The sequence below is a fragment of the Actinoplanes sp. NPDC049598 genome (assembly GCF_040675435.1).
Lineage (GTDB): Bacteria > Actinomycetota > Actinomycetes > Mycobacteriales > Micromonosporaceae > Actinoplanes.
This window is the reverse complement of record NZ_JBFAOX010000019.1, coordinates 44040-67067: the sequence shown is the minus strand read 5'-3', so window position 1 is coordinate 67067 and position 23028 is coordinate 44040. Positions and strand designations below refer to the sequence as shown.

Here is a 23028-nt window from a genome sequence, read left to right as displayed (position 1 = left end):
CGGCACTCCCAGTCGGTGTGCGGTTGACAAAGCGCCTATTCGGTGCTGGCCAGCACCAACTCCAGCAGGGTCCGGGCGCCGAAGCCGGTGGCGCCGTCGATGGAGGCGTCGCCCTTCCAGGCCGGGCCGGTCATGTCGACGTGCACCCAGGGGATCGACGGCGGGACGAATTCGCCGAGGAACAGGGCGGCGGTGATGGCCCGGCCGGAGTCGTGCAGCGGGTGGTTCCGTACGCCGTACGGGGTCCGGACCTGGTCCAGGTAGCGTTCGTCGTAGGGCAGGCGCCACATCGGTTCGCCGGCGCGCCCCGCCGCGGCCAGGAAGCGGTTGACGGCAGCATCGTCGCGGCCGAAGACGGCGGCGATCTCCGGACCGAGGGCGATCTCGGCCTGGTAGGTCAGCGTGGCCAGGTCGATCAGCAGCGACGGGGACAGCGACGACGCGAGGGCCAGGGCGTCGGCCAGGACGACCCGGCCCTCGAAGTCGGTGTCCAAGATCTGGATCTCGGTGCCGTTCCAGGCCGTCACCACGTCACCGGGGCGGGCGGCGCCGGGGCCGGGCAGGTTCTCGGCGAACGGCAGGACCGCGGTGACCGGCACCGGGCAGCCGGCGGCGGGCAGGGCGGCCATGACGGCCAGCACGGTGGCGGCCCCGGCCACGTCCATCCGCATCGACTGCATGGCGGCCGGCGACTTCAGCGAGAGTCCGCCGCTGTCGAAGGTGATGCCCTTGCCGACGAGAGCGATGCCGGGAGAGCCGCCGAGGTAGTCGAGCCGCACCATCTGCGGCGCGTTGACCGAGCCACCGCCGACGGCCGACAGGGCGCCGAATTCCGCGGCGTCGAGGACGGTGACGGTCAGCCCGGGCAGCGACGACGCCCAGGAAGCGGCGGCGGCCGGGGTCAGCACGTTGGCCGGGGCGCTGGTCAGGAGCTGGGCCAGGCGGACCGCGTCGCCGGCGGCGCCCGAGGTGGCCACGGCATTGATGGCCGCGTCGATTTCCGATCGGCGGTCACGCGAAGCGAAGACAGGCATGGCCGCAGTCTGGGGGCCCGCCCGGGACGCGGATCGTGCGCGCCGCACTCAATGACGCGCCGGGGCTAGGCCCCGCGCACACTTCTCCCGCCCCACCCGCCCCTAGCTTGCGAGGACCGATCGAGGGAGAGCAGATGGGGCGGTATCGAGTAGCGATGGACATCGGTGGCACGTTCACCGATGTCGTGACGTACGACCAGGAGAGCGGGACGTTCGCGGCCACCAAGGCGTCGACCACCCCGGGCAATCTCAGCGAGGGCGTGCTGGCCGGCCTGGACGCGGTGGTGGACGAGCCGTCCGGCATCGACTTCCTGGTGCACGGCACGACCCAGGGCCTCAACGCGTTCCTGGAGCGCCGCGGTGTGCCGGTGCTGCTGCTGGGAACCGCGGGTGTCGAGGACAGTTACCACATCGCCCGCGGCCCGCGGACCCGGCTCTACGACCTGCACTACCGCAAACCGGAGCCGCTGGTGCCCCGGCGTGACGTGATCGGCATCGGCGGGCGCATCGCGGCCGACGGCACCGAGCTGACGCCGCTGGACGAGGACGCGGTGCGGGAGGCGGCCAAGCACGTCAAGGGCGCCGTCGCCATCGCGTTCCTGTTCAGCTACAAGAACCCGGCGCACGAGCTGCGGGCCCGGGAGATCCTGCACGAGGAGCTGGGTGACGACGTCACCGTCTCGGTCTCGCACGAGGCCGCGAAGGAGTGGCGGGAGTACGAGCGCACGTCGTCGGCGGTCGTCGAGGCGTACACCGGCCCGATCGTCCGCCGCTATCTGCTCGACCTGGAGGGGCGGCTCGAAACAAAGGGCCTGCGGGTGCCGCTGCACGTCATGCAGTCGTCGGGCGGCATCCTGACCGCCGACTCGGCCCGCCGCCGGCCGCTGCAGACGCTGCTGTCCGGCCCGGTCGGCGGCGCGATCGCGGGGGCCGAGCTGTCCCGGCAGACCGGCCGTCCGCACCTGATCGGCGTGGACATGGGCGGTACGAGCTTCGACGTGTCCCTGATCGTCGACGGCGAGCCCGATGTGTCGGCCGAGGCTCAGCTCGAGGGTCTGCCGATGCTGATGAGCGTGGTCAACATCCACACGGTGGGCGCGGGCGGCGGCTCGGTCGCGTGGGCCGAGGCGGGTGGCCTACGGGTCGGGCCCCGCTCCGCCGGCGCGCGGCCCGGTCCGGCTTGTTACGGCCGCGGCGGTACGGAACCGACGGTGACCGACGCCAACCTGGTGCTGGGCCGCATCGACCCGCAGGGTTTCGCCGGCGGCCAGATGACGCTCGACACGAAGGCGGCCGAGACGGCCGTCGACGGGCTGGCCGAGATCTTCGGGATGACCACCCAGGCCATGGCCGAGGGCATCTGCGATGTCGCCAACTCGAAGATGGCCCAGGCGATCCGGACCATCACGGTCTCCCGGGGCATCGAGCCGCGCGAGTCGGCGCTGGTCGCCTTTGGCGGGGCCGGCCCGATGCACGCCGTCTTCCTGGCCCGCGAGCTGGGCATCGCCGAGACGATCGTGCCGCGTTTCCCGGGCGCCTTCTCGGCTTGGGGCATGCTGCAGACGCGCATCCGGCAGGACTGGACCGAGCCGTACTTCTACCTCGACCAGGATCTAGATAAAACCGATATGTCAGCGCAACTGACCCGGATGGAGAACGACGGCCTCGCCACGCTCGGCAACGAGGGCGTCAACGAGGAGAAGCGCAGCGCAACCCACGCGGTCGACATCCGCTACGCCGCACAGGAATACACCCTCACCGTCCCGCTGGCCGGCGCCGACGAGCCGAACGACGAGGACTTCCTGGCCAACGTCGCGCAGCGCTTCGCCGACCTGCACAAGTCCCGTTACGGGCACGCCAACCTCGGCGCCCCGATCGAGTTCGTCGCGTTGCGTACGGCCGCCTTCGGTGATCTGGGAAGGCCCGAGCCGCAGAAGTGGCCCGCCGCCGACCAGGCGGAGTTCCCGCACGAGATCAAGACGGTCGTCTTCGACGGGGAGCAGAAGGACACCATCGTCGCCCGCCGGGACGACCTGTTCGTGGGCCACACCTTCCAGGGCCCGGCGGTCGTCGTGGAGGACACCGCCACCACCGTCGTCCCGCCCGGCTACGCCGTCAGCGTGGACGACATCGGCTCGCTCGTGATCAAGCAGGAGGCTCGCTCGTGATCAAGCAGGAGAAGCTCGCGATCAGGCAGGAGACAGCGTGACCATCGATCCGGTAACCGTCGAGATCATCCGGAACGCGCTCAACGCGGCCGCCGATGACATGAACGCCACGCTGATCCGCTCGGCGTACACCCCGATCATCTACGAGTGCGGCGACTGCGTGGTCGCCCTGCTCGACGCGAACCACCAGGTGCTGGGCCAGTCGGCCGGCCTGCCGATCTTCCTGGGCAACCTGGAGACGTGCACCCTGGCCACCGAGGAGCGCTTCGGCCGCGAGGTGTGGCAGCCGGGCGACGTGTGGATCCTCAACGACAGCTACCTCGGCGGCACGCACCTCAACGACGTGACCATTTTCGGTCCCGTCTTCGTCGACGAGACCCTCGTCGGCTTCACGGCCAGCCGGGCCCACTGGATCGACGTCGGCTCCAAGGACCCGGGCGGCTCGATGGACTCGATCTCCATCTTCCAGGAGGGGCTACGGCTGGGCCCGCAGAAGCTGGTCTCCGGCGGTACGGAGGAACGCGCGGTCATCGACACGATCGCCACCAACGTGCGCTTCCCGTACCCCACCACGGGTGACATGCACGCGATGATGGCCTGCATCCAGATGGGCGAGCGGCGACTGCAGGAGATCGTACGGCGTTTCGGGCTGACCACGCTCGAGGCCGCCCGCGACGAGATCTTCCACCAGACCGAGCTGCTCGAACGCGCGGTCATCGCCAAGATCCCGGACGGCGTCTACACGGCCGAGGGCGTGCTCGACAACGACGGCGTCGACCTCGACACGCCGATCCCGATCCGGCTGCGCATCACGGTGGCCGGCGAACAGATCGACTTCGACGTGACGGAGTCGGCCGACCAGACCGTGGGCCCGGTCAACTGCGGCGTCTCGCAGGCCGTCTCGGCCCTCCGGGTCGGCTACAAGCTGTTGGTCAGCCCGGATCTGCCGGGCAACGGCGGCTCGTTCCGGTCGATGACCACCCAGGTCCGCGAGGGGTCCGTCCTCGGCGCCCGCTCCCCCGCCGCCTGCCAGTGGTACTTCTCCCACCTCGGCCTGCTGATCGACATGGTGGCCCGGGCCCTGGCGCCCGCGCTGCCCGACCAGGTGGCCGGGGCCAGCCACGGCGACTCGATGATCATCCTGAGCTCGGGCACCGACCCGCGGGTGAGCCGCGACTTCGTCAGCCTGGAGGCCACGGTCGGCGGCTGGGGCGCGTGGAACGGCTCCGACGGCGAGAGCGCGCTGATCAACAACGTGAACGGCTCGCTCAAGGACATCCCGATCGAGGTGCACGAGACCCGCTACCCGTGGCGGATCACCGAGTACCGCATCCGTCCCGACTCGGGCGGCTCGGGCAAGTGGCGCGGCGGCAACGGCGTCGTCCGCGAGTACGAGGCGCAGACCGACATGTCGGTGTCGCTGTGGTTCGAGCGCTCCCGGCAGCCCGCCTGGGGCCTGTTCGGCGGCGAGGACGCGGTCGGCCCCGAGGTCATCGTCAACCCGGGCCGCGAGGACGAGCAGCGCATCCTGAAGATCAACGGCATGAAGATCAAGAAGGGCGACGTCGTACGCTGCGCCACCGGCGGCGGTGGTGGCTACGGCGACCCGGTCGAGCGGTCGGCCGACGACGTCCGCGCCGACGTGCTCGACCGCAACATCACGGCGGAGACGGCTCGCTCCCGCTACGGGATTCGCTCCACAGATTCGTGAGCGAGTAACAGAGCACGTGCAGGGCCAGGCGCTGGCCCGGCTCGTCGTAGGTCAGGCCGAGTTGCCGGGCCCGCGCGAGCCGGGCCAGCACCGTGTTGCGGTGCACGCCCAGCTGCTTCGAGGCCTGGCTCAGCGACCCGCCGGCGTCGAGCACGGCCAGCACGGTCTGCACCAGCGGGGCCCGGTCCTTGGCCGCCATCAGCTCGGCCAGGGTCAGGTCGGCCACCTGGGCGATCTCGGTGGTGGGCAGCCAGGCCAGCGCGGCCGCCGCGCCGACCTGGTCGAACCACTGCACCGAGCCGGTCCCGGCCTCGCGGGCCACGTGCGCGGCCAGCCGGGCCTCGGCCACCGAGCGCATCAGCCCGTCCACGCCCTCGTGGGCCCGCCCGACCCCGAGCACGAGCCGGTGGGCCACGGCGGAGTCGCGGAAGCCGGTCAGCGCCCGGCGCAACGCGGTCAGGTCGTCCGGGTCGCCCGCGCTGTGCCAGGAGATCCAGCCGTCGCCCTCGGCGATCAGCGGCCAGGTGCTGTGCCCGCGCTGCCAGGACGCCCGGATCAGATAGGTGACCTCGTCCGACGGCTCCCCCTCGGGATGTACGGGCGCGAGCCAGACCGCCCGGTTGTGCAGCCCGACCTGCCAGCCCAGCTCGGCCGTCCAGCTGGGCGCCTCGCCACTGCCGAGCCGGCGCAGCAGCTCGAACGCCGCCTGCTCGTGGGAGGCCCGAGCGGCCGCGTCGAGCCGGCTCCGGGCCCAAGCGGCCTGCAGCGACGGCCGGGCCAGCCGCAACAGCGACGCGACCTGGTCGACCGCCGCCGGCCCCGGCACGGGCACCGCCGCGACCATCTTGGCCGCCGACCCGTGCACCTCGACCTCGATCGGACGGACCTGACCCTTTTCGGTCAGCGCCGCCGCCTGCCCGGCCACCACGACGTCACCCACGACCAGGGCCACCGGCACGCCCTGCAGCTCCCGGTTGAGCACGCCCACCACCCCGCGGATGCCGGTCTGCTCGGCCAGCTGCTCGGCCACCCGCGCCTGCCGCTGGGCCCGCGCCGCGGCGGGCGCGCTGACCTGCCCGGCCAGCTGCAGCGCCACCTCGACCGGATCCTCGTCGATGACGACCAGCGACATGGCCAGCCGCTCGGCCAGCGCTGCGCTGGAGGCCCCGGCCACCGCCCGCGAGACGACAACCGCCGACAGGTTGCGCTCCCACGCCAGGTGCAGCGCCGCGGCGAGCGACCACCCACCGGTCGCCGCCTCGTCATGCAACACGACCAGCTCGTGCGGCAGGCAGTGCCGCAGCCGCTCGAACGTCTCGGCCAGCACAACTTGCTCAACCGCCCGAGCCGGATCGGCCAGATGCAGCTCGGCCCCCGCCAACGGTCGCACCCGAGCCAGCTCGCCGAGGGTGATCGGCAGGGTCGACGGCCGCGCCCTCATCGGCGCCTCGGGTGTTCGAGCGGGATTCCGTGTGAGGCCAGGCCGACCATCTCCATTCCCTCCGGTGAGTACCAGACCGCGTCGGCCGGGGTGACCAGCACGTCGATCAGGTCGCCCGGCTCCAGGCTGTCCAGCGTGGCCAGCGCCCCCCGGGTGACGTCGAGCAGGCACATCAGATCGGGCGCACCCGCGATCAGCGCCCCGTCGGCGAAGACAGCGACGATCTCGCTGCGCAGCTCGATGCGCAGCTGCCGGCCGAGCCCGCCGGTCTCCTCGACGACCAGGCTGGAAGGGTGGGCCGGGATGGTCACGTCGTTCTGCCGGCTCAGATGCTCGAGCTCGGCGATCCGCCCCCGCGCGATCCGCTTGCAGCCGGTGATCGCGCCGAGCCGGGTGACCAGCTCTTCCGGGTCGGTCGTCCCCAGCAGCACCCGCCCCACGTTGGTGATCCGCGACATCGTCCCGGGCAGGGCGGCTCGGCGCAGGGTGCCGGCATCGACCGGGTACGCGGCCAGCGCCGCCCACCCACCGACCGTGTCGACGTTGGCCCGCAGCATCCGGTCGGCCCGCGGCCCGGACAGCACCTCGACGAGCACGCTCTCCCCCGTCGGCCCGACCGCGACCAGCGGCGTCGGCGACACCCCGGCCAGATGCATGGCAGTGTGGTGGATCAGCGCGAACGTCCGCCCCATCCCGTCCGCGTCCAGCAGCGGCACCCCGAGCTGAGCCGCCGTCACCACCGGGACGAGCGCAGAGATGGTGGCCGCAGCCAGCGGATAGACCGCACCGAACCGCACGTTCTGCAGCCGCTCGATCTGCCGCACAGCCAGCACGAACTCATCCCCCGCGGGCGGCAGGTCAGCCATCGCCGACCCCGACCCGAGCACGCACACCGACACACAAGGCGTATCCGGCGCCACCGACTCGACCCGCATCAGCGGCACCGGCCCGTTCCGCTCCAACAACCCCGCCAGCCAAGACGTGACCGAAGACCGCCCCGCGTCCCCCACTGCCGGCGAGTAGAACTTGGCCCCCTCGTAGAGCGCGGGCACGTCCTCGGCCCCGATCGACGCCATCGCACCGAGGTAGCCGGCACCCCCGCTCATGCCGCGCCGCCCCCTGAGCCACCCCGCACAGAGCCACCCCACACAGAGCAGCCACCAGCATGACCGCCGCCCGCCGAGCCAGCCCGCGCAAAGCCAACGTTAGTCCCACTAACGTTTACGAGCCCAACCATCACGGAACAACCGCTCGCGCGTCTTCCGTTCGCGAGGCTCGCACCGGCGAATTCCCCGCCCACACGTCCGCCGTTAGGGTCACTAACGTTCGTGGGCCTGCCGATGGCGCTGGCGAGGCCGGCACTGGCGAAGCCGGCGCTGGCGAGACCGGCATTGGCGCTGGCGCTGGCGAGACCGGCATTGGCGCTGGCGCTGGCAGAGCCCGCACTGGCGCTGGCAGAGCCCGCACTGGCGCTGGCAGAGCCCGCACTGGCGCTGGCAGGGCCGGCACTGGCCGGGCTGGCGCTGGCCGGGCTGGCGCTGGCGCTGGCGCTGGCGCTGGCGCTGGCGCTGGCGGAGCAGACGTTAGTGGCACCAACGGTTTCTGCGGCGGCATGGGCGGCCGTGGGGGTCTGCTCGGTGGGGGCGATCATCCGGCGGCCAACGCGTCGTCGGGGGCGCCGGCCACGCGGACGCGGATGCGGACGGTGCCGGAAGGGCTGTAGGGGACAGCCACGGTGGAGATCTCGGCGATGTGGGTGGTGCCGGGGGCGGCGCCGTTGGCCATGACCATGGCGGTGGCGCGCTCCTCGACGTCGCGGCGGACGCTTTCGAGCTCGTCCGCCGATTCGATGAAGGCGACCTCGTCCAGCCACGACGCGGGGCGGGCGATGGCCGCGCCGACGCAGGCCAGCAGTTCCGGGTCCTGGGCGATGACCAGCGGCACGTCGGCGCCGCGGGAGCTCTCGCGGGGCTGCGGGGTGAGCGCGGCCGTCGGGACCACCAGCTCGGTGCCGAGCAGGGGCTGTTCGGCCAGGCGGACCACGGCCAGCCGGTGCCGGACCTCGCCGGCCACGTCCCGGTCGTCGCGGCGCAGCAGCACCCGGCAGTCGTCCAGGCCGGCGCGGTGGGCGGCGCCGCACAGCTCGAGGGCGTCGGTGGCGCCGAAGGCCATGACGGGGGTGACCCGGATGCGGGAGGGGGTGCTGTAGCCGCCGTCGCCGCGGGCGACGCGCAGGCGTACGTCTCCGGGCAGCCGGGCCAGGGTGCGCTCGCAGCGGTCGAGCAGCCGCTCGGTGAGCGCGGTCAGCGCGCAGTCGAGGATCACCGTGGCCTCCCGCGCGGTCAGGCCCTGGCCGCCGTAGTCGCTGGCCACGGAGATGCGAGCGCCGGGCACCGCGGCTTGGACGGCATCCGCCACCTCACGCTCGTGCGCGGGCTTGGCCTGGGAGCCGGCCGCGACCACGGCCACGTGCCGGATGCCGGTCTCGGCCAGGGACGCGGTGAAGGTGGCCAGCGCGGCCCGGTCGAGCGGGAGCAGCTCGTTGCCGAGCAGGTCGTGGCCGCCGCCGACGGTCCAGCGGGCGGCCACCCGGCGCTCCACCGCCTCGGCGGGTGAGCGGGCCAGGACCGGGTCGGTGGCGGCGCGCGGCACGACCCGCACCACCGCCACCGGCGGGATCTCGCTGTCCGGGCGCAGCAGCGCGTCGAGCAGCACCGGCGCGATGTCCACGGTCACGGCGTCGGCCCCGCCCGGCTCGGCCCGGCGGGCCGCCGCCACCGCGGCCGCGATGACCCCGTCGGCGTCGGTGCGGGCCGGCGCGACCGGCTCGACTCCGACGACCGTGGCGCCGTGCACCACCGCCGCGTACGCCCGTTCGGGCCGCAGGCTGACCCCGATGGTTGGTGCCGACATTGCGACAGCCTAGTCCGCTATCTTGTGCGTTTCCGCAGCCAGCGGTCCATGGTCACGGCGAACAGGATCAGCAGTCCCTGCAGCACCTGCTGGTAGATCGTGTCCCAGCCGAGCAGGTTGAAGCCGTTGCCGATCAGGGTCAGCAGCAGGGCGCCGACGATGCCGCGCCAGACCGCGCCCTCGCCGCCGAGGATGCTGGTGCCGCCCACGACGGCGGCCGCGATGGCGGTCAGTTCCATGCCGGTGGCCATGGTCGACTGGGCCGAGCCGGCCCGGGAGGCCAGGATCAGCCCGGCCAGGGCCGAGCAGATGCCGCTGATCACGAACGCGGAGACGTGGATCGAGCCGACCCGGATGCCGGAGAGCCTGGCCGCCTCGGCGTTGCCGCCCACCGCGTACAGCCGGCGGCCGAAGGTCGTGCGGGCCACGATCAGGCCGATGACCACGACCACCACCACGAAGACGATAGTCGCCGAGGTCAGGCTGAACAGCGACGGCCAGGTCAGCATGCCGAAGTCCTCGGCCTGGGTGGCGAGGGGGTAGACGATGGCCCCGCCGGTGACCATCACGGCCAGGCCGCGGTAGACGAGGCTGGTGGCCAGCGTGCCGACGAACGAGTTGACGCCGCTGCGGGTGACCACCATGCCGGTGATGAAACCGAGCAGGGCGCCGGCCGCGACCGCGCCCGCGAACCCGACGTACACGTTGGTGACCTTGACGATCTGCACGCCGATGATGGCCGACAGGGCCAGCGTGGCGCTGGCCGTCAGGTCGAAGACGCCGCTGATGATGCAGACCGTGGCGCCGACCGCGAGCAGGCCCAGCACGGCCGTCTGATCCAGCAGGTTGACAAGATTGGCGCTGGTCAGGAACGTGTCGGTGCTGAGTGACAGCGCGATGACGATGACCACGAACGCGGCCACGATGCCGTAGTCGCGCAGCCGGAAGGCCAGCGACGACGCGTTCGCCGCGGCCGGCGGCGCGGTGGCCGCCTGGGGGGACAAGTCGACGCTCACGCGGATACCTCCTGATCGCCGAACGCGGCTGAGATGACTGTCTCGGGGGTGGTGCCGCGCGGGAACTCCCCCACCGGCCGGCCGTGCCGCAGCACGAGGACCCGGTGCGAGAGCGCGAGCAGCTCCTCGATCTCCGACGAGACGCAGACGACGGCCATGCCGTCACGGGCCAGGTCGGTGATGAGGTGGTGGATCTGGGTCTTGGCGGCGACGTCCACGCCGCGGGTGGGCTCGTCGATGAGCAGCACTTTGGGCCCGCGCAGCAGCCACTTGGCGAACAGCGCCTTCTGCTGGTTGCCGCCGGAGAGCGTCTCGATGGGAGCCCCCGGGTTCGCGGCCCGGATGTCCACCGTCTTGGAGATCTCGCCGACCGCCGCGCTCTCGCTCTTCCTCTGGACGAACGGGCCGACGCGGCGGCCCGGCAGCGAGGACAGGGCCACGTTCTCGGCCACCGAGCGGACCATGACCAGGCCCTGCTCCTTGCGCGACTCGGGCACCATCGCCACCCCGGCCGCCATCGCGTGCCTCGGGGTGCCCTTCTTCAAAGCCGCGCCGTCGACCTCCACGACGCCCGAGAGAGCCTTGTCGGCCCCGAAGAGCAACCGCAAGGTCTCGGTACGCCCGCTGCCGACCAGCCCGGCGATGCCGAGGATCTCCCCCGCCCGCACCTCCAGGTCGACCCCCTGGACCAGGCCGCGGCGCAGGCCGCGGGCGCTGAGCACGACGGGCGCGCCGTCCGGGACCGGGTCGGGGTCGGGGTAGAGGACATCGATCTCGCGGCCCACCATCTGGGCGACGAGGTCACGCGGCGATGTTTCCGAGGCCGCGCCGGTACGCACGAGATTGCCGTCCCGGAGCACGGTGATCCGGTCCGCCACGGACAGCACCTCGTCCAGGAAGTGCGAGATGAGGATGACCGTGGTGCCGCCCGCCGCGAGTCGCCGGATGAGCCCGAGCAGGTTCTGTTTCTCATGCTCGCTGAGCACCGCGGTCGGCTCGTCCAGGGCGAGCACCCGGGCCCCGCGGGCCAGCGAGCGCAGGATCTCCACCTGCTGCTGGACGCCGATCGGGAGCCGGTCGACCCGCGCGTCCGGGTCGACCGTGAAACCGGTCAGCTCGATCAGCTCGGCCAGCCGCTTCTTGTCCCGACGGGCCTGGATCCAGCTGCCGCGCTGCGACCACTGGGCCAGGAACACGTTGTCGAGCACGGACAGCGCCGGCACGAGCGCGCCCTCCTGCGAGATGAGGCTGACGCCGTGGGCGATCGAGTCGCGTGGGCTGGCGATGCTGACCTGCTCGCCGTCGAAGCTGATGGTGCCCTCGTCGGCCCGGATCGCCCCGCCCAGGATCTTGAGCAGGGTGCTCTTGCCGGCGCCGTTCTCCCCGACCAGGCCGTGCACCTCGCCCGGGGCGATGTGCAGGTCGATGCCGCGCAGCACGGACACGCCGCTGTAGCTCTTGCCGATGCCCCGCACGTCGATGGCGGGGGCCCGGCTGATGTTCGTGCTCATTGGCTTGGCTCCTCACAGGCGGCCCCGGTCGCCCGGGGCCGCCGACGCCGGTCAGTCGGAGTAGTCCGCCTTCTGGCCCTCGAGGGTGGTCTTGGTGCCGAGGCAGTTGAACGTGGTCAGGGTCGTGCAGACCACGGTCGACTCGGGCGCGCTCTGCCCGCGGGCCTTGGCCAGGCCGAGCTCGGCCGCCTTGGCCCCCGACTTCTTCTCCGGCACGGAGTAGACGCCGTACCAGGTGCCCTTGTTGACGTAGTCGTAGGCCTGCGTCGAGCCGCCGTTGCCGACGAAGGTGATCTTCTTGCCGGCCGCGAGCGGGGTCGCGCCCTCGAGCGCCTGCGAGGAGCCGATCACCACGTTGACGTCCGGGTGGGCCTGCAGCAGGTTCTGCATCGCCGTGCGGCCGCTGTCGGGCGTGTAGCCGCCGACGAAGTTGGAGATGACCTCCGACGCGCCGCCGGCCTTGAGGGCCTTCACGGCGGCGTCCGTACGGGCCGTGTCCAGCGGGTAGTTCGCGAAGCCCTGGAAGTACGCGACCTTGCAGGCGCCCGCGGCGACCGTCTTGCACGCCTCGTTGCCGAGCTTGGCCAGGCCGTCGCCGTTGACCGTGGGCGGGTCGATGATGTTGATCGTGCCCGGGATCTGCGGGTCGGCCGTGTCGTACTTGCCGCCGACCGGGGTGAACTCGACGACCGTGGGGATGCCGGCCGCGACCGCCTGCTTGACCGGGTTGACCATCGCGGTGCCGTCGTTGGCCTGGACGATGATGACGTCGTAGCGCTTGGAGGTGACGGCGTCCTGCAGCTGGTTCACCTGCGTCGGGCCGTCGAAGTTCGAGTCGAGGAAGGTCGCCTCGGCGTTGTTGGCCGCGGCGTACTCCTGGATGCCGGCCCAGGTGGCCTGCGCGAAGGAGTTCGCCTTGGCGAAACCGAAGAAGCCGATGCTGAGCTTCTTGTCGGCCGGCGCGGCCGTGGCGGCGCTGCCGGCGGTCGACGTGTCCGGCTTGCTGCAGCCGGCGAGCAGGACCGCGGCGGCGAGACCGGCGGCTCCGACGAAACGGGCGGCTTTTATCACTGGTGCTCCTCTGTTTGCGAAGAGGGCTCGACGAGCTCGAAAACTCCGCCAACGAGCGGCTCGTCTTCCCGGATGTCCAGAAGTGCGGTGAGCCCCTCGGACAAAGAGGCCCGCCACGGGTCGACGACCCAGTTGCCGTAGTCGGCGGCGGTGTCCCAATCGGCGGTGACGATGTGGGTCGCGGCGCCGGGGTCGACGGATCGCAACAATTCGGCGGCTCGGCACCCGGGGAACGTCCGGGCCCTCTCCAGGACCCGGTGGTCCGCGTAGAAGGTTTCGAGGTCGGCGGCCTTGCCGGCTGCCGCCCTGAGAGTGAGAACGCTGCGGAACACGGGGCCTCCCGGTGCTCATGGGTTCAGGAGTTGGCAAATGCTGACGGTGGCCGTTCCGCCACGGATGTGCGCCGAGCACACCGGCGCGGCCGTGCGCTGTGCAGGCACCCGTTCCTGTGCTTTTCCGGGAACCGGCGGCCCCGTCGTTCACGATTGACACGGCAAATAAGCCCGTGAAACGTTCGGTTCCTCGCCGCGCCAACCGGCGACGTCCTCCGGCTTTCCACACAGCCGTCTCCTGTCCGCATGCCTTCTTCCCGGCCCTCCTGGCCGCCGCATGCGCTTTGGCGAAAGGCGAACACCATGACCAGCACCAGCCGCGTGGCCATCGACGTCGGGGGCACGTTCACCGACGTCGTGGAGCTGACGCCGGCCACCGGGGAGATCCGGTTCGGCAAGGTGCCCACGACCCCGTCCCAGCCGACCGCCGGCGTGCTCGACGCGTTCGGCACGACGCGGGCGCCGATGGGCGAGGTCGCCATGTTCACCCACGGGACCACGCTCGGGCTCAACGCGCTGCTGACCCGCACCGGCGCCCGCACCGCGGTGATCGGCACGGCCGGGTTCCGCGACGTCTACCTGCTCGGGCGGACCGACCGGCGCACCAACTACGACATCACCTACCGGCCGCCGCCGGCCCTGCTCGAGCGGTACGACACGTTCGAGGTGCCCGAGCGCAGCCTGTTCGACGGCTCGGTGCACCAGCCGCTCGACGAAGAGGCGGCTCGTTCCGTCGCAGCCGAGATCGCCTCGCGGGGGTACGACTCGGTGGCGGTGGCCTTCCTGCACTCGTACGCCAACCCGGCCCACGAAGCGCGGATGCGCGAGATCCTGGCCGAGGTCGCGCCGGACGTGGTCGTGACTCTGTCGCACGAGCTCTCGCGGGAATACCGGGAGTACGAGCGGACGAGCACGGCGGTCCTCGACGCGTACGTCAAGCCGATCGTCCGCCGCTATCTCACCCGCCTGGAGGGCGAGCTCGCGGCCGGCGGCTTCGAGGGGCGCTTCCTGATGACCCGCTCGGGCGGCGGCGCGATGACCGCCAGCGCGGCCCGCGAGCAACCCGTCAGCCTGATCCTTTCCGGTCCGGCCGGCGGCGTCATCGGCGCCACCGAGTTCGGCCGGCTGATCGGCGAGCCCAACCTGATCACGATCGACATGGGCGGCACCAGCCTGGACGCGTCGCTGGTGGTCGACGGGGCGCCGGTGCTGCACCAGGGCGCCGAGTTCGAGAACCTGCCGATCAACACGCCGTCGCTCTACATCCACACCATCGGCGCCGGCGGCGGGTCCATCGCCTGGCTCGACGGCGCCGGGGCGCTGCAGGTCGGGCCGCAGAGCGCGGGGGCGGATCCGGGCCCGGCCTCGTACGGCAAGGGCGGCACCCAGCCCACCTTCACCGACGCGGCCCTGGCCGTGGGTTACATGGGCACCACGGCGGCGCTCGGCGGCCGGCTGACGCTGGATCTTCCGGCCGCGCTCGGGGCGCTCACTCCCCTGGCCGACAAGCTGGACATGACGCCGCTGGGCCTGGCGCGGGGCATCATCCGGATCTCGACCACGAAGATCATGGGCGCCGTCCGGGCCATCACGGTGGAGGTCGGGCAGAACCCGAAGGACTTCGCGCTGTTGTCGTTCGGCGGGGGCGGCGGGCTGGTGGCGATCGACGTCGCGCACGAGCTCGGCATCCCGACCGTGATCGTGCCGCCCGGGCAGGGTGCGTTCTCGGCCTTCGGCATGCTGTTCGCCGACGTCCAGCACGACTTCTCCCGGACGGCCATCACGCCGCTGGCCGGGCTCGACTCGCCCGACGTCGAGGGCTCGTACGCCGAGATGGGCGTGGAAGCCGCGGCCGCCCTGGCCGCCGACGGTTTCGCCCCGGAGGCCCAGGTGCTGACCCGCAGCGTGGACGTGCGCTACGCCGGCCAGGAGCACACGGTCACCGTGCCCGTCCCGGTGGACGGCGAGGGCATCGCGGCCGTCGTCGAGCGGGAGTTCACCGAGCTCCACGAGCGGCAGTACGGGCACGTCATGGACGACCCGATCGAGGTCACCACGCTCCGGCTGCGGGCCACCGGGCAGGTCGACAAGCCGGTCCTCTCTCAGCTCGGCTCGCGCGCGTCCGGGTCGCTGGAGGCGGAGGGCACGCGCGACGTGTACGTCTCCGAGTCGCAGCCCGCCGTGCCGTACGCGCTCTACACCCGCGAGGCGCTGCTGGCCGGTGACGAGATCGCCGGGCCGGCGGTCATCCACGAGCACACCGCAACGACCGTGATCCACAGCGGCGACCACCTGCGCGTCGGAACCCACGGGGAACTGGTCATCACTGTTTCGAAGGCGGACTCATGATCGACTCGATCACCATCGAGGTCATCCGGCACGGCCTGCTGGCCGCGGCCGAGGAGATGGCCCGCAACCTGTGCCGGACGGCCTACAACACGGTCGTCTACGAGATCCACGACTACGGCATCGGGATCCACGACGCGAACGGCGACGTGGTGGCCGACGCGCCCGGCATCGCCGTGTTCACCCGCGGCAACGACCACGGCATCAAGCGGGCGGTCGAGTTCCTCGGCGCCGACAAGATGCTGCCCGGCGACGTCTTCCTGCTCAACTATCCGTACTGGTCCTCCGCGCACACCCTGGACCCGCTGGTCTTCGCCCCGGTCCACAGCGACGGCGAGCTCATCGGCTACACCTCCTGCCGCATCCACGTGCTGGACCTCAAGCAGAAGGACGCCGGGTACGTCCTCGACTCGACCGACATGTACCAGGAGGGCATCTTCTTCGCGGCGGCCAAGCTCTACCGCGAAGGCGTGGCCAACGAGGACGTCTTCAATGTGGTCCGGTTCAACAGCCGCATGCCCGAGCGCACCATCGGCGACCTGCAGGCCCAGGTGTCGGCCTGCGTCAGCGGTGTCCGCCGCACGCAGGAGATCGCCGCCAAGTACGGCGCGGACGTCCTGACCGAGGCGATGGAGGCGATCAACGACCACGGCGAGAAGCTGGCCCGGCTGGCCCTGGCCAAGCTGCCCAAGGGCACCTGGACGGCGTACGACTTCGTCGACCAGGACGGCGTCGACCTGGACCGCCTGATCAAGATGAACGTGACGGTGACCGTCACCGACGACGAGATGATCGTCGACTGGACCGGCAGCGAGAAGGACGTCCGCGGCCCGATCAACCTGCCGGTCGGGCAGACCGAGGCGTTCTGCTCGCTCATCTTCAAATCGCTGACCACCCCCGACACCCCGGTCGTGGCCGGCAACTTCCGGCCGCTGCGGGTCGTCACGGAACCCGGGTCGGTGATGCACGCCGTACCGCCCATGCCGACCTTCACCCTGTGGACCGGCCTGCTCGGCGGCGAAGTGGTGCTCAAGGCGCTCGCCCAGGGCATGCCCGACCTCGTGCCGGCCTGCTCGGGCGGCGACGTCTGCTCGATGATGGGGCTGGGCGTGAACCCGCGCAACGGCGAGGCCTGGCTCGAGGCGACCAACGAGGCCGTCGGCTTCGGCGGCCACGCGGGCGGCGACGGCGCGGACGGCATCATGCACCTGTCCGAGCCCGGCTGCCGCAACAACCCGGTCGAGGTGCTCGAGACCAAATCGCCGATGTTCATCGAGTCGTACGGCTACCGCCCCGACACCGGCGGCGCGGGCAAGCACCGCGGCGGCGTCGGGGTGGGGCGGTCCTACCGCTTCACGGCGCCGTCCACCGGCATCTGCATCGTCTACAAGACGAAGACCAAGCCGTGGCCCATCGAGGGCGGGCGCGAGGGCGACAACAACCACATCGTGCTCAACCCCGGAACGGACCGCGAGACGGTGACCGGGGGCAGCTACAACCAGCTCGACACCGGCGACGTGCTGGTCAACAACACTGGCGGCGGGGGCGGTTACGGCAACCCGTTCGACCGCGACCCTGCGCGAGTGGCCGCCGACGTCCGCAACGGCTTCGTCTCGGCTTCCGCCGCCCGCGACTCGTACGGCGTCGTGGTCGACCCGGTGACGTTCGAGGTCGATCAGGACGCCACCGCCCGGCTCCGGGTGCCGGCGTGAGCCTGTCCATCATCAACGCGACCATCTTCGACGGGGTCAGCGGCGACCTCGTCGAGGGTGCGGTGCACGTCGCCGACGGCCGGATCACGGCTGTCGGCGACGGGGCGCCGCGCGGGGCCGACCGGGTGCTCGACGCGCGCGGGAGGACCGTGCTGCCCGGGCTCATCGATGCGCACTGCCATGCGTACGGCATCGACCTCAATATGCTGCAGCTGGAGTCGCGGCCGCTGAGTTACATCGCGCTGGCCGCCGCGAAGCGGCTGGCCGGGGCCCTCGCGCGCGGCTTCACCACCGTGCGCGACCCGTCGGGCGGCGACGCGGGGCTGGACCGGGCCATCAAGGAGGGGCTGATCCCGTCGCCGCGCTACCTGTGGACCGGGGCCGCGCTGAGTCAGACCGGCGGCCACGGCGACGTACGGGCGGCCGACTCGGACGTCTGCGGCTGCGGCGCCCACACGGTCGAGGTGGTCGACGGCGTGGACCCGTTGCGCGTGGCGGTCCGCGACCGGCTGCGCCGCGGCGCGCACGCCATCAAGATCATGGCGTCGGGTGGGGTGGTGTCGCTGACCGACCCGATCCGCATCCCGCAGTATTCCCCCGAGGAGATCCAGGCGGTGACGTCGGAGGCCGCCCGGCGGGGCAGCTATGTGGCCGCCCACGCCTACTCCCCCGAGGCCATCCGCCACGCGGTGGAGAACGGTGTCCGCACCATCGAACACGGCAACCTGCTCGACGCCGACACGGCCACGCTGATGGCGGCCAAGGGCGCTTTCCTGGTGCCCACCCTGGCCGCTTACGACGCCATGGACCGCCGTGGCGACGCTCTCGGCATGGCTCCGATCTCCCAGCAGAAGAACCGCGAAGTCCTGGAGGCCGGCCGTAAAGCCGTCGAGCTGGCCCGCGCGGCCGGCGTCCAGGTGGGTTTCGGCACCGACCTGATGGGCGTTCTGGAGGAGGAGCAGCTCCAGGGCCTGCGCCTCCAGGTCGAGGTGGACGGCCCGTTGCTGGCGCTGAGGTCGGCCACCTCGGTCAACGCGGAGCTGATCGGCCGCGACGACCTGGGCCGGGTCGCTCCCGGAGCGGTGGCCGACCTCCTGGTCATCGACGGCAACCCGTTCGACGACTCGTCGGTCCTCTGGGCCGGCCCCGCCAACCGCACGGTCATCCAGGCCGGCGCGATCGTCTCCTGAGCACGCGGGCGCCGGCTTCTCAAGTCCGGCGCCCGCCGGCCTTCACCAGCTCCCGACTGGCTGGTCGCTCGGCGCGCCGTCTCTCCGCTCGTTTCCTGCCCACCAGCGCGGTCACCCCGCCCACGCTCAGGCCCAGCACGCAGCCGAGCACCGCGCCCAGCAGTGGCGAATCGGCGAAGGCAGCGCCGCCCAGGCGGCCCAGACCGATGACGTACGCCGCCCAGGCCGCGCTCGCCACCGCGGAGAAGAACCGGAACCGCGCCGCCGGCATCGATATCGAACCGGACGTCAGGGCGCTGGCCGTCCGCCCGTACGGCAGGAACCGGGCGATCAGGACGGCCGCCCCGCCGTAACGCTCGAGCGTCCGCTCAGCCTTGTCCTTGGCCTTGACCAATTTGCGGCCCCGAACCCAGCGCCCAGCCCGGCGGCCCAGCCCATAGGCGATCCGGTCCCCGGCCATCCCGCCGGCCACCGCCGCGACGGCGAGCGCGACAAGGTTCGGCTCACCGGTCGCCGAGAGCGCCCCCAAACTGATCACGACGGCCTCGGACGGTGTCGCCGGGAAGAACCCGTCGATCGCCACCAGCGCGAAGACGACCAGGTAGAGCCACGGCGAGGAGACCAGCGGCATCAGATGATCCAGCAACGACGTCCCTCCCTCGATCACTGACATCGACCGTACGGATTCCGGGAACGCCTCTCGATGGTGCAAGACCGCCGATCAGAGGTAGAGCCACCACCACCTGCACTCGTAGACTCGCAGCCCGTCCGGACCGCCCGCTGGTGTCGCTGAGGCCGCCGAGGCCCGAACCCCCACGCCCGACGGCAAGCTGATCCACGCTCAGCTTCGTCTCGGCACGGTCGACCTGATGGTCGCCGACCGCCTGGACGGCTGGCCCGCCCGTCCCGGCCAGCCCGACCCCGTCCCCGCCTGGGAGGGCGGCTCGGACACCGTCTTCAGCACGCTCGACCGGGCGTTGAGGTCCCTTACAAGCCGTGAGCCTCGGCGATGAAGTCCAGGGCCGCGCGAGGCACGCCCAGGCCGTCGGGGCGGGGCCAGTGGATGCTGATCTCGTCGAAGCCCAGGGCGCGGAGCCGGCCGGCGGTGTCCTGGTAGCGGTCCTTGCTCTCGAAGGGCCACGTCACCGTGACGGCGAACTGAGCGATGCGGGTCATCGACTGGCCTTCGGCCAGGGCGGCGTCCAGCTGCCGTGTCTGCTTCTCCAGGGCGGCGAACCATTCGCCGGGTTCGACGGCCGGGCCGTACGGGCCGTAGGTGATCCAGGACCGGCCGTGGCGGGCGGCCAGCTTGAGCGAGCGCGGGCCGGTGCCGGCCACGGTGAAGGGCATGCGCGGGGTCTGCACGCAGCCGGGCAGCTGGTGGGCGTCGACGGCCGAGTAGCGCTCGCCGTGGACCGTGGTGACCGGCTCGCGCAGCAGCGTGTCGAGCAGGCCGATCCATTCGGCGAAGCGGTCCATGCGCTCGCGCGGGGTGCGGGGCGGGTCGCCGAGGACCTGCGCGTCGGGGCCCTCGGCGCCGGCGCCCAGGCCGACGTCGATGCGGCCGCCGCTGAGCTGGTCGAGGGTCATGAGCTCCTTGGCGAACGGCACCGGGTGGCGGTAGTTGGGCGTGGCGACCTGGCAGCCGAGACGTACGCGATCGGTCGTCACGGCCGCGGCGGCGAGCAGCGGAACGCAGCCGTACCAGGGGTTGCCGGCCAGCAGGGGCCAGGTCAGATGGTCGTACGTCCAGACGGTGTGCACGCCGAACTGCTCGGCCTCGCTCACTTCGGCCAGGAAGGTGCTGGTGGGGTGCCGGTCCGGCAGCACGAGAGCGGACAGTCTCATGCGGCGGCCTCCACGACAGCGGTGGCGATCACTAGGTCCTCCCAGCCCATCCCCACAGTTTTGATCAGCCTGGGCCGGGCGGGGGACGAACCCCGGATCAGGTCGGCCAAGGTGACCAGCGCGTCGGCCGTGATCGCGCCGGCGTCGAGGGCCTGGATGACGTCGCCGGCCTCGCGCAGGGCGCTGGCGCGCGACTCCACCAGCACGCCGCACCGCTTCACAGTCTCGGCGTCGACCTCGCGGGCGCCGGGTTCGTGTGAGCCGACCGCGACCACGACCGCCTCCGGGCCGAGCAACGTGCCGGGGAAGAGCGGCTCACGGGCCGTGGTGCAGCAGACGACCAGGTCGGCGCCGTCGACCGCGGAGACATCAGCGACCTCCGCGCCGAGGCTGTCGGCGAACGCGGCCGTGCGGGCCGGGTCGCGGCCGACGACCCGTACCGCCTCGATGGGTCGGATTGCCCGCAGCGCCTCGACGTGACCGCGGGCCTGCGGGCCCGTGCCGAAGACGACCAAGTGGCGGGCGGTCGGCGGAGCGACCAGGCCGACGCCCAGGGCCGAGACCGCGGGGGTACGCAGAGCGGTGAGCGCAGCGCCGTCGAGGACCGCGCGCGGCACGAGCGTCTCGGCGTCGAAAAGCACGTAGACACCGTGGATGCGGGGCAGGCCGCGTGCGGGGTTGCCGGGGGCGATGGAGACGAGCTTGACGCCGGCGGTCTTGCCGTCGGCGGACGGCATCACGAGGATCTCGCCGTTGCCGGTGTCAAAAGGCATGCGCGGCGGCTCGTGCTCGGGGTCGAGGCCGGCGGCGAGAGCGGCTCGCAGGGCCTTGACGGCCTCGGGAAATCCGAGCGAGTGCACCTGGTCCGCGCTGAACATGGCCTGTACTATGTCACACACCACTGAGGGAGGGCAACGGCATGACGATCGGACCGCTGCGCACAGCCGGCAGCTACCGCCAGTCCGTGGAGGAGGCGGTGTCGGCCGCCATCGTCTCCGGCGAGTTCCCACCGGGCACCATGCTGACCGCGCCCACGCTGGCCGCGCGCTTCGACGTCTCCGCCACCCCCGTGCGGGAGGCGCTGCTCAACCTGGAGAAACGCGGCTTCGTGGAGATCGCCCGCAACAAGGGCTTCCGGGTCACCGAGGTCAGCGAGCAGGAGCTCGAGCAGATCGTGCAGATCCGCCAGTGGCTCGAGGCGCCACCCATGCGGCTGCTCGCGGGCAAGCTCGACGGCGACGCGCTGGTCCAGCTCCGGGCCGAGGCCGAGGACATCGTGACCAGCGCGGCCGCCTCCGACCTGCAGACCTACCTGATCGCCGACACCGCCTTCCACCTGCGCCTGCTCGGCCTGACCGGCAACGACCGGCTGGTCACCCTGGTCGGCGACCTGCGGCAGCAGACCCGGCTGGTCGGCTTGACCACCATGCTCGGCACCTCCGAGCTGGCCCGATCCTCGGCCGAGCACCACACGCTGCTCGACCTGCTGGTGGCCGGCGAGGGGGCCGCCGCCGAGGGCCTGATGCGGGTGCACATCGGCCACGTCACCGGCTGGTGGAGCGGGCGTCCCGAGGGCTCGCGATGAGGGTGGTCGTCGTCGGCGCGGGCATCGTCGGCGCCGCGGTGGCCCGCGAGCTGGCCGGCGCGGGCGTCGCGGTGACCGTGCTCGACCGGGCCGCGTCGGCGGGCGGCACGTCGGCCGCGGGCGAGGGCAACCTGCTGGTCTCCGACAAGGGCCCGGGCGACGAGCTGGTGCTGGCCCAGCGCTCGCTGACCCTGTGGGAGTCGATGAAGGACGAGGTGCCGGGCTTCCCCAGCATCGAGTACGAGGCCAAGGGCGGCCTGGTCGTCGCCACCACCGCTGCGGGGGCCGAGCGGCTGCGCGCCTTCGCGGCCGGTCAGCGCGGCGCGGGGGTGATCGCCGACGAGGTCGACCCGCACGAGCTGGAGCCCGATCTGACCCGCGACTACACGGCCGCCGTCCACTACCCGCAGGACGCGCAGGTGCAGCCCGCGATCGCCACCGAGGCCCTGCTCGCCGCCGCTCGCCGGCGAGGTGCGGTCGTACGGCAGGGCGTGGAGGTGCTTTCCGCCCTGCGTGCGGGTGACCGGCTCACCGGGGTTCGCACGACTGCCGGCGACCTGCACGCAGACCATGTCGTGGTCGCCGCCGGGCCGTGGTCCGGCGAGGTGGCGTCCCGCCTGGGGGTGGCCCTGCCGGTGCGGCCGCGGCGCGGCACGATCCTGGTCACCACCCGCATGCCGCAGCGCATCCGCCATAAGGTGTACGACGCCGATTATGTGGGCGCGGTCGGGTCGAGCGACGCCGCCCTGCAGACGTCAAGCGTGGTCGAGTCGACGGCCTCGGGCACCGTGCTGATCGGCTCCTCGCGGGAGCGGCGCGGGTTCGACGGGCGGATCGAGGCCCGGGTGCTGTCCGCGCTGGCCGCGAAGGCGATGGTGCTCTTTCCGTTCCTGGCCGACGTGGCGGTCATGCGGGCCTATGGGGGCTTCCGGCCGTACGTTCCGGACCACCTGCCGGTGATCGGGGCGGACCCGCGCCTTTCCGGGCTGTGGCACGCGACCGGTCACGAGGGCGCGGGCATCGTGCTGTCGGCCGCGACCGCCGAGCTGCTCGCCGACCTGTTGCTGGGGCGCCCGACGCGGGTGCCGGCCTCGCCGTTCGCCGTGGAACGGCCCACTCTGGCCTCGCATCTGCTCAGTAGTGTGTGACA

The 23028-nt window shown here is 72.0% G+C and carries 18 protein-coding genes; 7 read left to right on the top strand and 11 right to left on the bottom strand.

Features of this window, described 5'->3' with window-relative positions; genetic code table 11:
- Positions 1 to 35: 35 nt before the first annotated feature.
- A complete protein-coding gene (locus AB0J66_RS34585) occupies positions 36 to 1034 on the bottom strand; it encodes a M17 family metallopeptidase (RefSeq protein ID WP_364669888.1) in 999 nt (332 codons plus the stop codon).
- 155 nt (positions 1035 to 1189) lie between these two features.
- On the opposite strand from AB0J66_RS34585, the gene AB0J66_RS34580 reads away from it, so the two are divergent.
- Positions 1190 to 3202, top strand: coding sequence for a hydantoinase/oxoprolinase family protein (locus AB0J66_RS34580; RefSeq protein ID WP_364669885.1), 2013 nt, complete (start codon positions 1190 to 1192; stop codon positions 3200 to 3202).
- A gap of 37 nt (positions 3203 to 3239) precedes the next feature.
- Positions 3240 to 4913: a hydantoinase B/oxoprolinase family protein gene (locus AB0J66_RS34575; RefSeq protein ID WP_364669882.1), complete on the top strand. Its 1674-nt coding sequence runs from the start codon at positions 3240 to 3242 to the stop codon at positions 4911 to 4913.
- Here the strand turns inward: AB0J66_RS34575 and AB0J66_RS34570 are convergent.
- The 7 genes from AB0J66_RS34570 to AB0J66_RS34540 form a co-directional block, all read right to left on the bottom strand.
- On the bottom strand, positions 4861 to 6354 hold the full coding sequence (locus tag AB0J66_RS34570; protein ID WP_364669879.1) for a helix-turn-helix domain-containing protein: 1494 nt from the start codon (positions 6352 to 6354) through the stop codon (positions 4861 to 4863). The genes AB0J66_RS34575 and AB0J66_RS34570 overlap by 53 nt on opposite strands.
- Complete coding sequence (locus AB0J66_RS34565; RefSeq protein ID WP_364669877.1) at positions 6351 to 7460, bottom strand: DUF917 domain-containing protein; 1110 nt, start codon at positions 7458 to 7460, stop codon at positions 6351 to 6353. The genes AB0J66_RS34570 and AB0J66_RS34565 overlap by 4 nt, the downstream gene beginning before the upstream one ends.
- Before the next feature lie 541 nt (positions 7461 to 8001).
- Positions 8002 to 9267, bottom strand: a complete 1266-nt coding sequence (locus AB0J66_RS34560; protein WP_364669875.1) for a hydantoinase/oxoprolinase N-terminal domain-containing protein — start codon at positions 9265 to 9267, stop codon at positions 8002 to 8004.
- Between the two features lie 17 nt (positions 9268 to 9284).
- Positions 9285 to 10283, bottom strand: a complete 999-nt coding sequence (locus tag AB0J66_RS34555; RefSeq protein WP_364669872.1) for an ABC transporter permease — start codon at positions 10281 to 10283, stop codon at positions 9285 to 9287.
- Complete coding sequence (locus tag AB0J66_RS34550; protein ID WP_364669870.1) at positions 10280 to 11794, bottom strand: sugar ABC transporter ATP-binding protein; 1515 nt, start codon at positions 11792 to 11794, stop codon at positions 10280 to 10282. The genes AB0J66_RS34555 and AB0J66_RS34550 overlap by 4 nt, the downstream gene beginning before the upstream one ends.
- A 51-nt stretch (positions 11795 to 11845) precedes the next feature.
- Entirely contained in the window at positions 11846 to 12865 is a 1020-nt protein-coding gene (locus AB0J66_RS34545) for a sugar ABC transporter substrate-binding protein (RefSeq protein ID WP_364669867.1), read from the bottom strand.
- Positions 12862 to 13197, bottom strand: a complete 336-nt coding sequence (locus tag AB0J66_RS34540) for a hypothetical protein (protein WP_364669864.1) — start codon at positions 13195 to 13197, stop codon at positions 12862 to 12864. Before AB0J66_RS34540 ends, AB0J66_RS34545 begins: the two co-directional genes overlap by 4 nt.
- Positions 13198 to 13500: 303 nt before the next feature.
- Here AB0J66_RS34540 and AB0J66_RS34535 point away from each other — a divergent pair, with 303 nt between their 5' ends.
- The 3 genes from AB0J66_RS34535 to AB0J66_RS34525 are packed head-to-tail and all read left to right on the top strand — an operon-like array spanning position 13501 to position 18445.
- Positions 13501 to 15546, top strand: coding sequence for a hydantoinase/oxoprolinase family protein (locus AB0J66_RS34535; protein ID WP_364669862.1), 2046 nt, complete (start codon positions 13501 to 13503; stop codon positions 15544 to 15546).
- Entirely contained in the window at positions 15543 to 17255 is a 1713-nt protein-coding gene (locus tag AB0J66_RS34530) for a hydantoinase B/oxoprolinase family protein (RefSeq protein WP_364669859.1), read from the top strand. The genes AB0J66_RS34535 and AB0J66_RS34530 overlap by 4 nt, the downstream gene beginning before the upstream one ends.
- Positions 17252 to 18445 (top strand): amidohydrolase family protein, encoded by a 1194-nt coding sequence (locus tag AB0J66_RS34525; protein ID WP_364669856.1) that lies wholly within the window; start codon positions 17252 to 17254, stop codon positions 18443 to 18445. The genes AB0J66_RS34530 and AB0J66_RS34525 overlap by 4 nt, the downstream gene beginning before the upstream one ends.
- A gap of 19 nt (positions 18446 to 18464) precedes the next feature.
- Here the strand turns inward: AB0J66_RS34525 and AB0J66_RS34520 are convergent, their stop codons facing one another.
- The 3 genes from AB0J66_RS34520 to AB0J66_RS34510 all read right to left on the bottom strand — a co-directional run bounded on the left by AB0J66_RS34520 (position 18465) and on the right by AB0J66_RS34510 (position 21171).
- Positions 18465 to 19112, bottom strand: a complete 648-nt coding sequence (locus AB0J66_RS34520) for a VTT domain-containing protein (RefSeq protein ID WP_364669853.1) — start codon at positions 19110 to 19112, stop codon at positions 18465 to 18467.
- 320 nt (positions 19113 to 19432) lie between these two features.
- Positions 19433 to 20293, bottom strand: coding sequence for an LLM class flavin-dependent oxidoreductase (locus AB0J66_RS34515; protein ID WP_364669850.1), 861 nt, complete (start codon positions 20291 to 20293; stop codon positions 19433 to 19435).
- Positions 20290 to 21171, bottom strand: a complete 882-nt coding sequence (locus tag AB0J66_RS34510; RefSeq protein WP_364669848.1) for an ornithine cyclodeaminase family protein — start codon at positions 21169 to 21171, stop codon at positions 20290 to 20292. Before AB0J66_RS34510 ends, AB0J66_RS34515 begins: the two co-directional genes overlap by 4 nt.
- 41 nt (positions 21172 to 21212) lie before the next feature.
- On the opposite strand from AB0J66_RS34510, the gene AB0J66_RS34505 reads away from it, so the two are divergent.
- Both AB0J66_RS34505 and AB0J66_RS34500 read left to right on the top strand, forming a co-directional pair.
- Positions 21213 to 21878 carry a GntR family transcriptional regulator gene (locus AB0J66_RS34505; RefSeq protein ID WP_364669845.1) on the top strand — a complete coding sequence of 222 codons (666 nt, stop codon included), beginning with the start codon at positions 21213 to 21215 and terminating at the stop codon, positions 21876 to 21878.
- Positions 21875 to 23026, top strand: coding sequence for an FAD-dependent oxidoreductase (locus AB0J66_RS34500; protein ID WP_364669842.1), 1152 nt, complete (start codon positions 21875 to 21877; stop codon positions 23024 to 23026). The genes AB0J66_RS34505 and AB0J66_RS34500 overlap by 4 nt, the downstream gene beginning before the upstream one ends.
- The last annotated feature ends 2 nt before the right edge of the window (positions 23027 to 23028 follow it).

Coding starts and splice junctions, on each gene's coding strand:
- AB0J66_RS34585 (WP_364669888.1), bottom strand. CDS start 1,034: ATGCCTGTCTTCGCTTCGCGTGACCGCCGATCGGAAATCGACGCGGCC.
- AB0J66_RS34570 (WP_364669879.1), bottom strand. CDS start 6,354: ATGAGGGCGCGGCCGTCGACCCTGCCGATCACCCTCGGCGAGCTGGCT.
- AB0J66_RS34530 (WP_364669859.1), top strand. CDS start 15,543: ATGATCGACTCGATCACCATCGAGGTCATCCGGCACGGCCTGCTGGCC.
- AB0J66_RS34550 (WP_364669870.1), bottom strand. CDS start 11,794: ATGAGCACGAACATCAGCCGGGCCCCCGCCATCGACGTGCGGGGCATC.
- AB0J66_RS34560 (WP_364669875.1), bottom strand. CDS start 9,267: ATGTCGGCACCAACCATCGGGGTCAGCCTGCGGCCCGAACGGGCGTAC.
- AB0J66_RS34580 (WP_364669885.1), top strand. CDS start 1,190: ATGGACATCGGTGGCACGTTCACCGATGTCGTGACGTACGACCAGGAG.
- AB0J66_RS34535 (WP_364669862.1), top strand. CDS start 13,501: ATGACCAGCACCAGCCGCGTGGCCATCGACGTCGGGGGCACGTTCACC.
- AB0J66_RS34510 (WP_364669848.1), bottom strand. CDS start 21,171: ATGTTCAGCGCGGACCAGGTGCACTCGCTCGGATTTCCCGAGGCCGTC.
- AB0J66_RS34505 (WP_364669845.1), top strand. CDS start 21,213: ATGACGATCGGACCGCTGCGCACAGCCGGCAGCTACCGCCAGTCCGTG.
- AB0J66_RS34565 (WP_364669877.1), bottom strand. CDS start 7,460: ATGAGCGGGGGTGCCGGCTACCTCGGTGCGATGGCGTCGATCGGGGCC.
- AB0J66_RS34500 (WP_364669842.1), top strand. CDS start 21,875: ATGAGGGTGGTCGTCGTCGGCGCGGGCATCGTCGGCGCCGCGGTGGCC.
- AB0J66_RS34515 (WP_364669850.1), bottom strand. CDS start 20,293: ATGAGACTGTCCGCTCTCGTGCTGCCGGACCGGCACCCCACCAGCACC.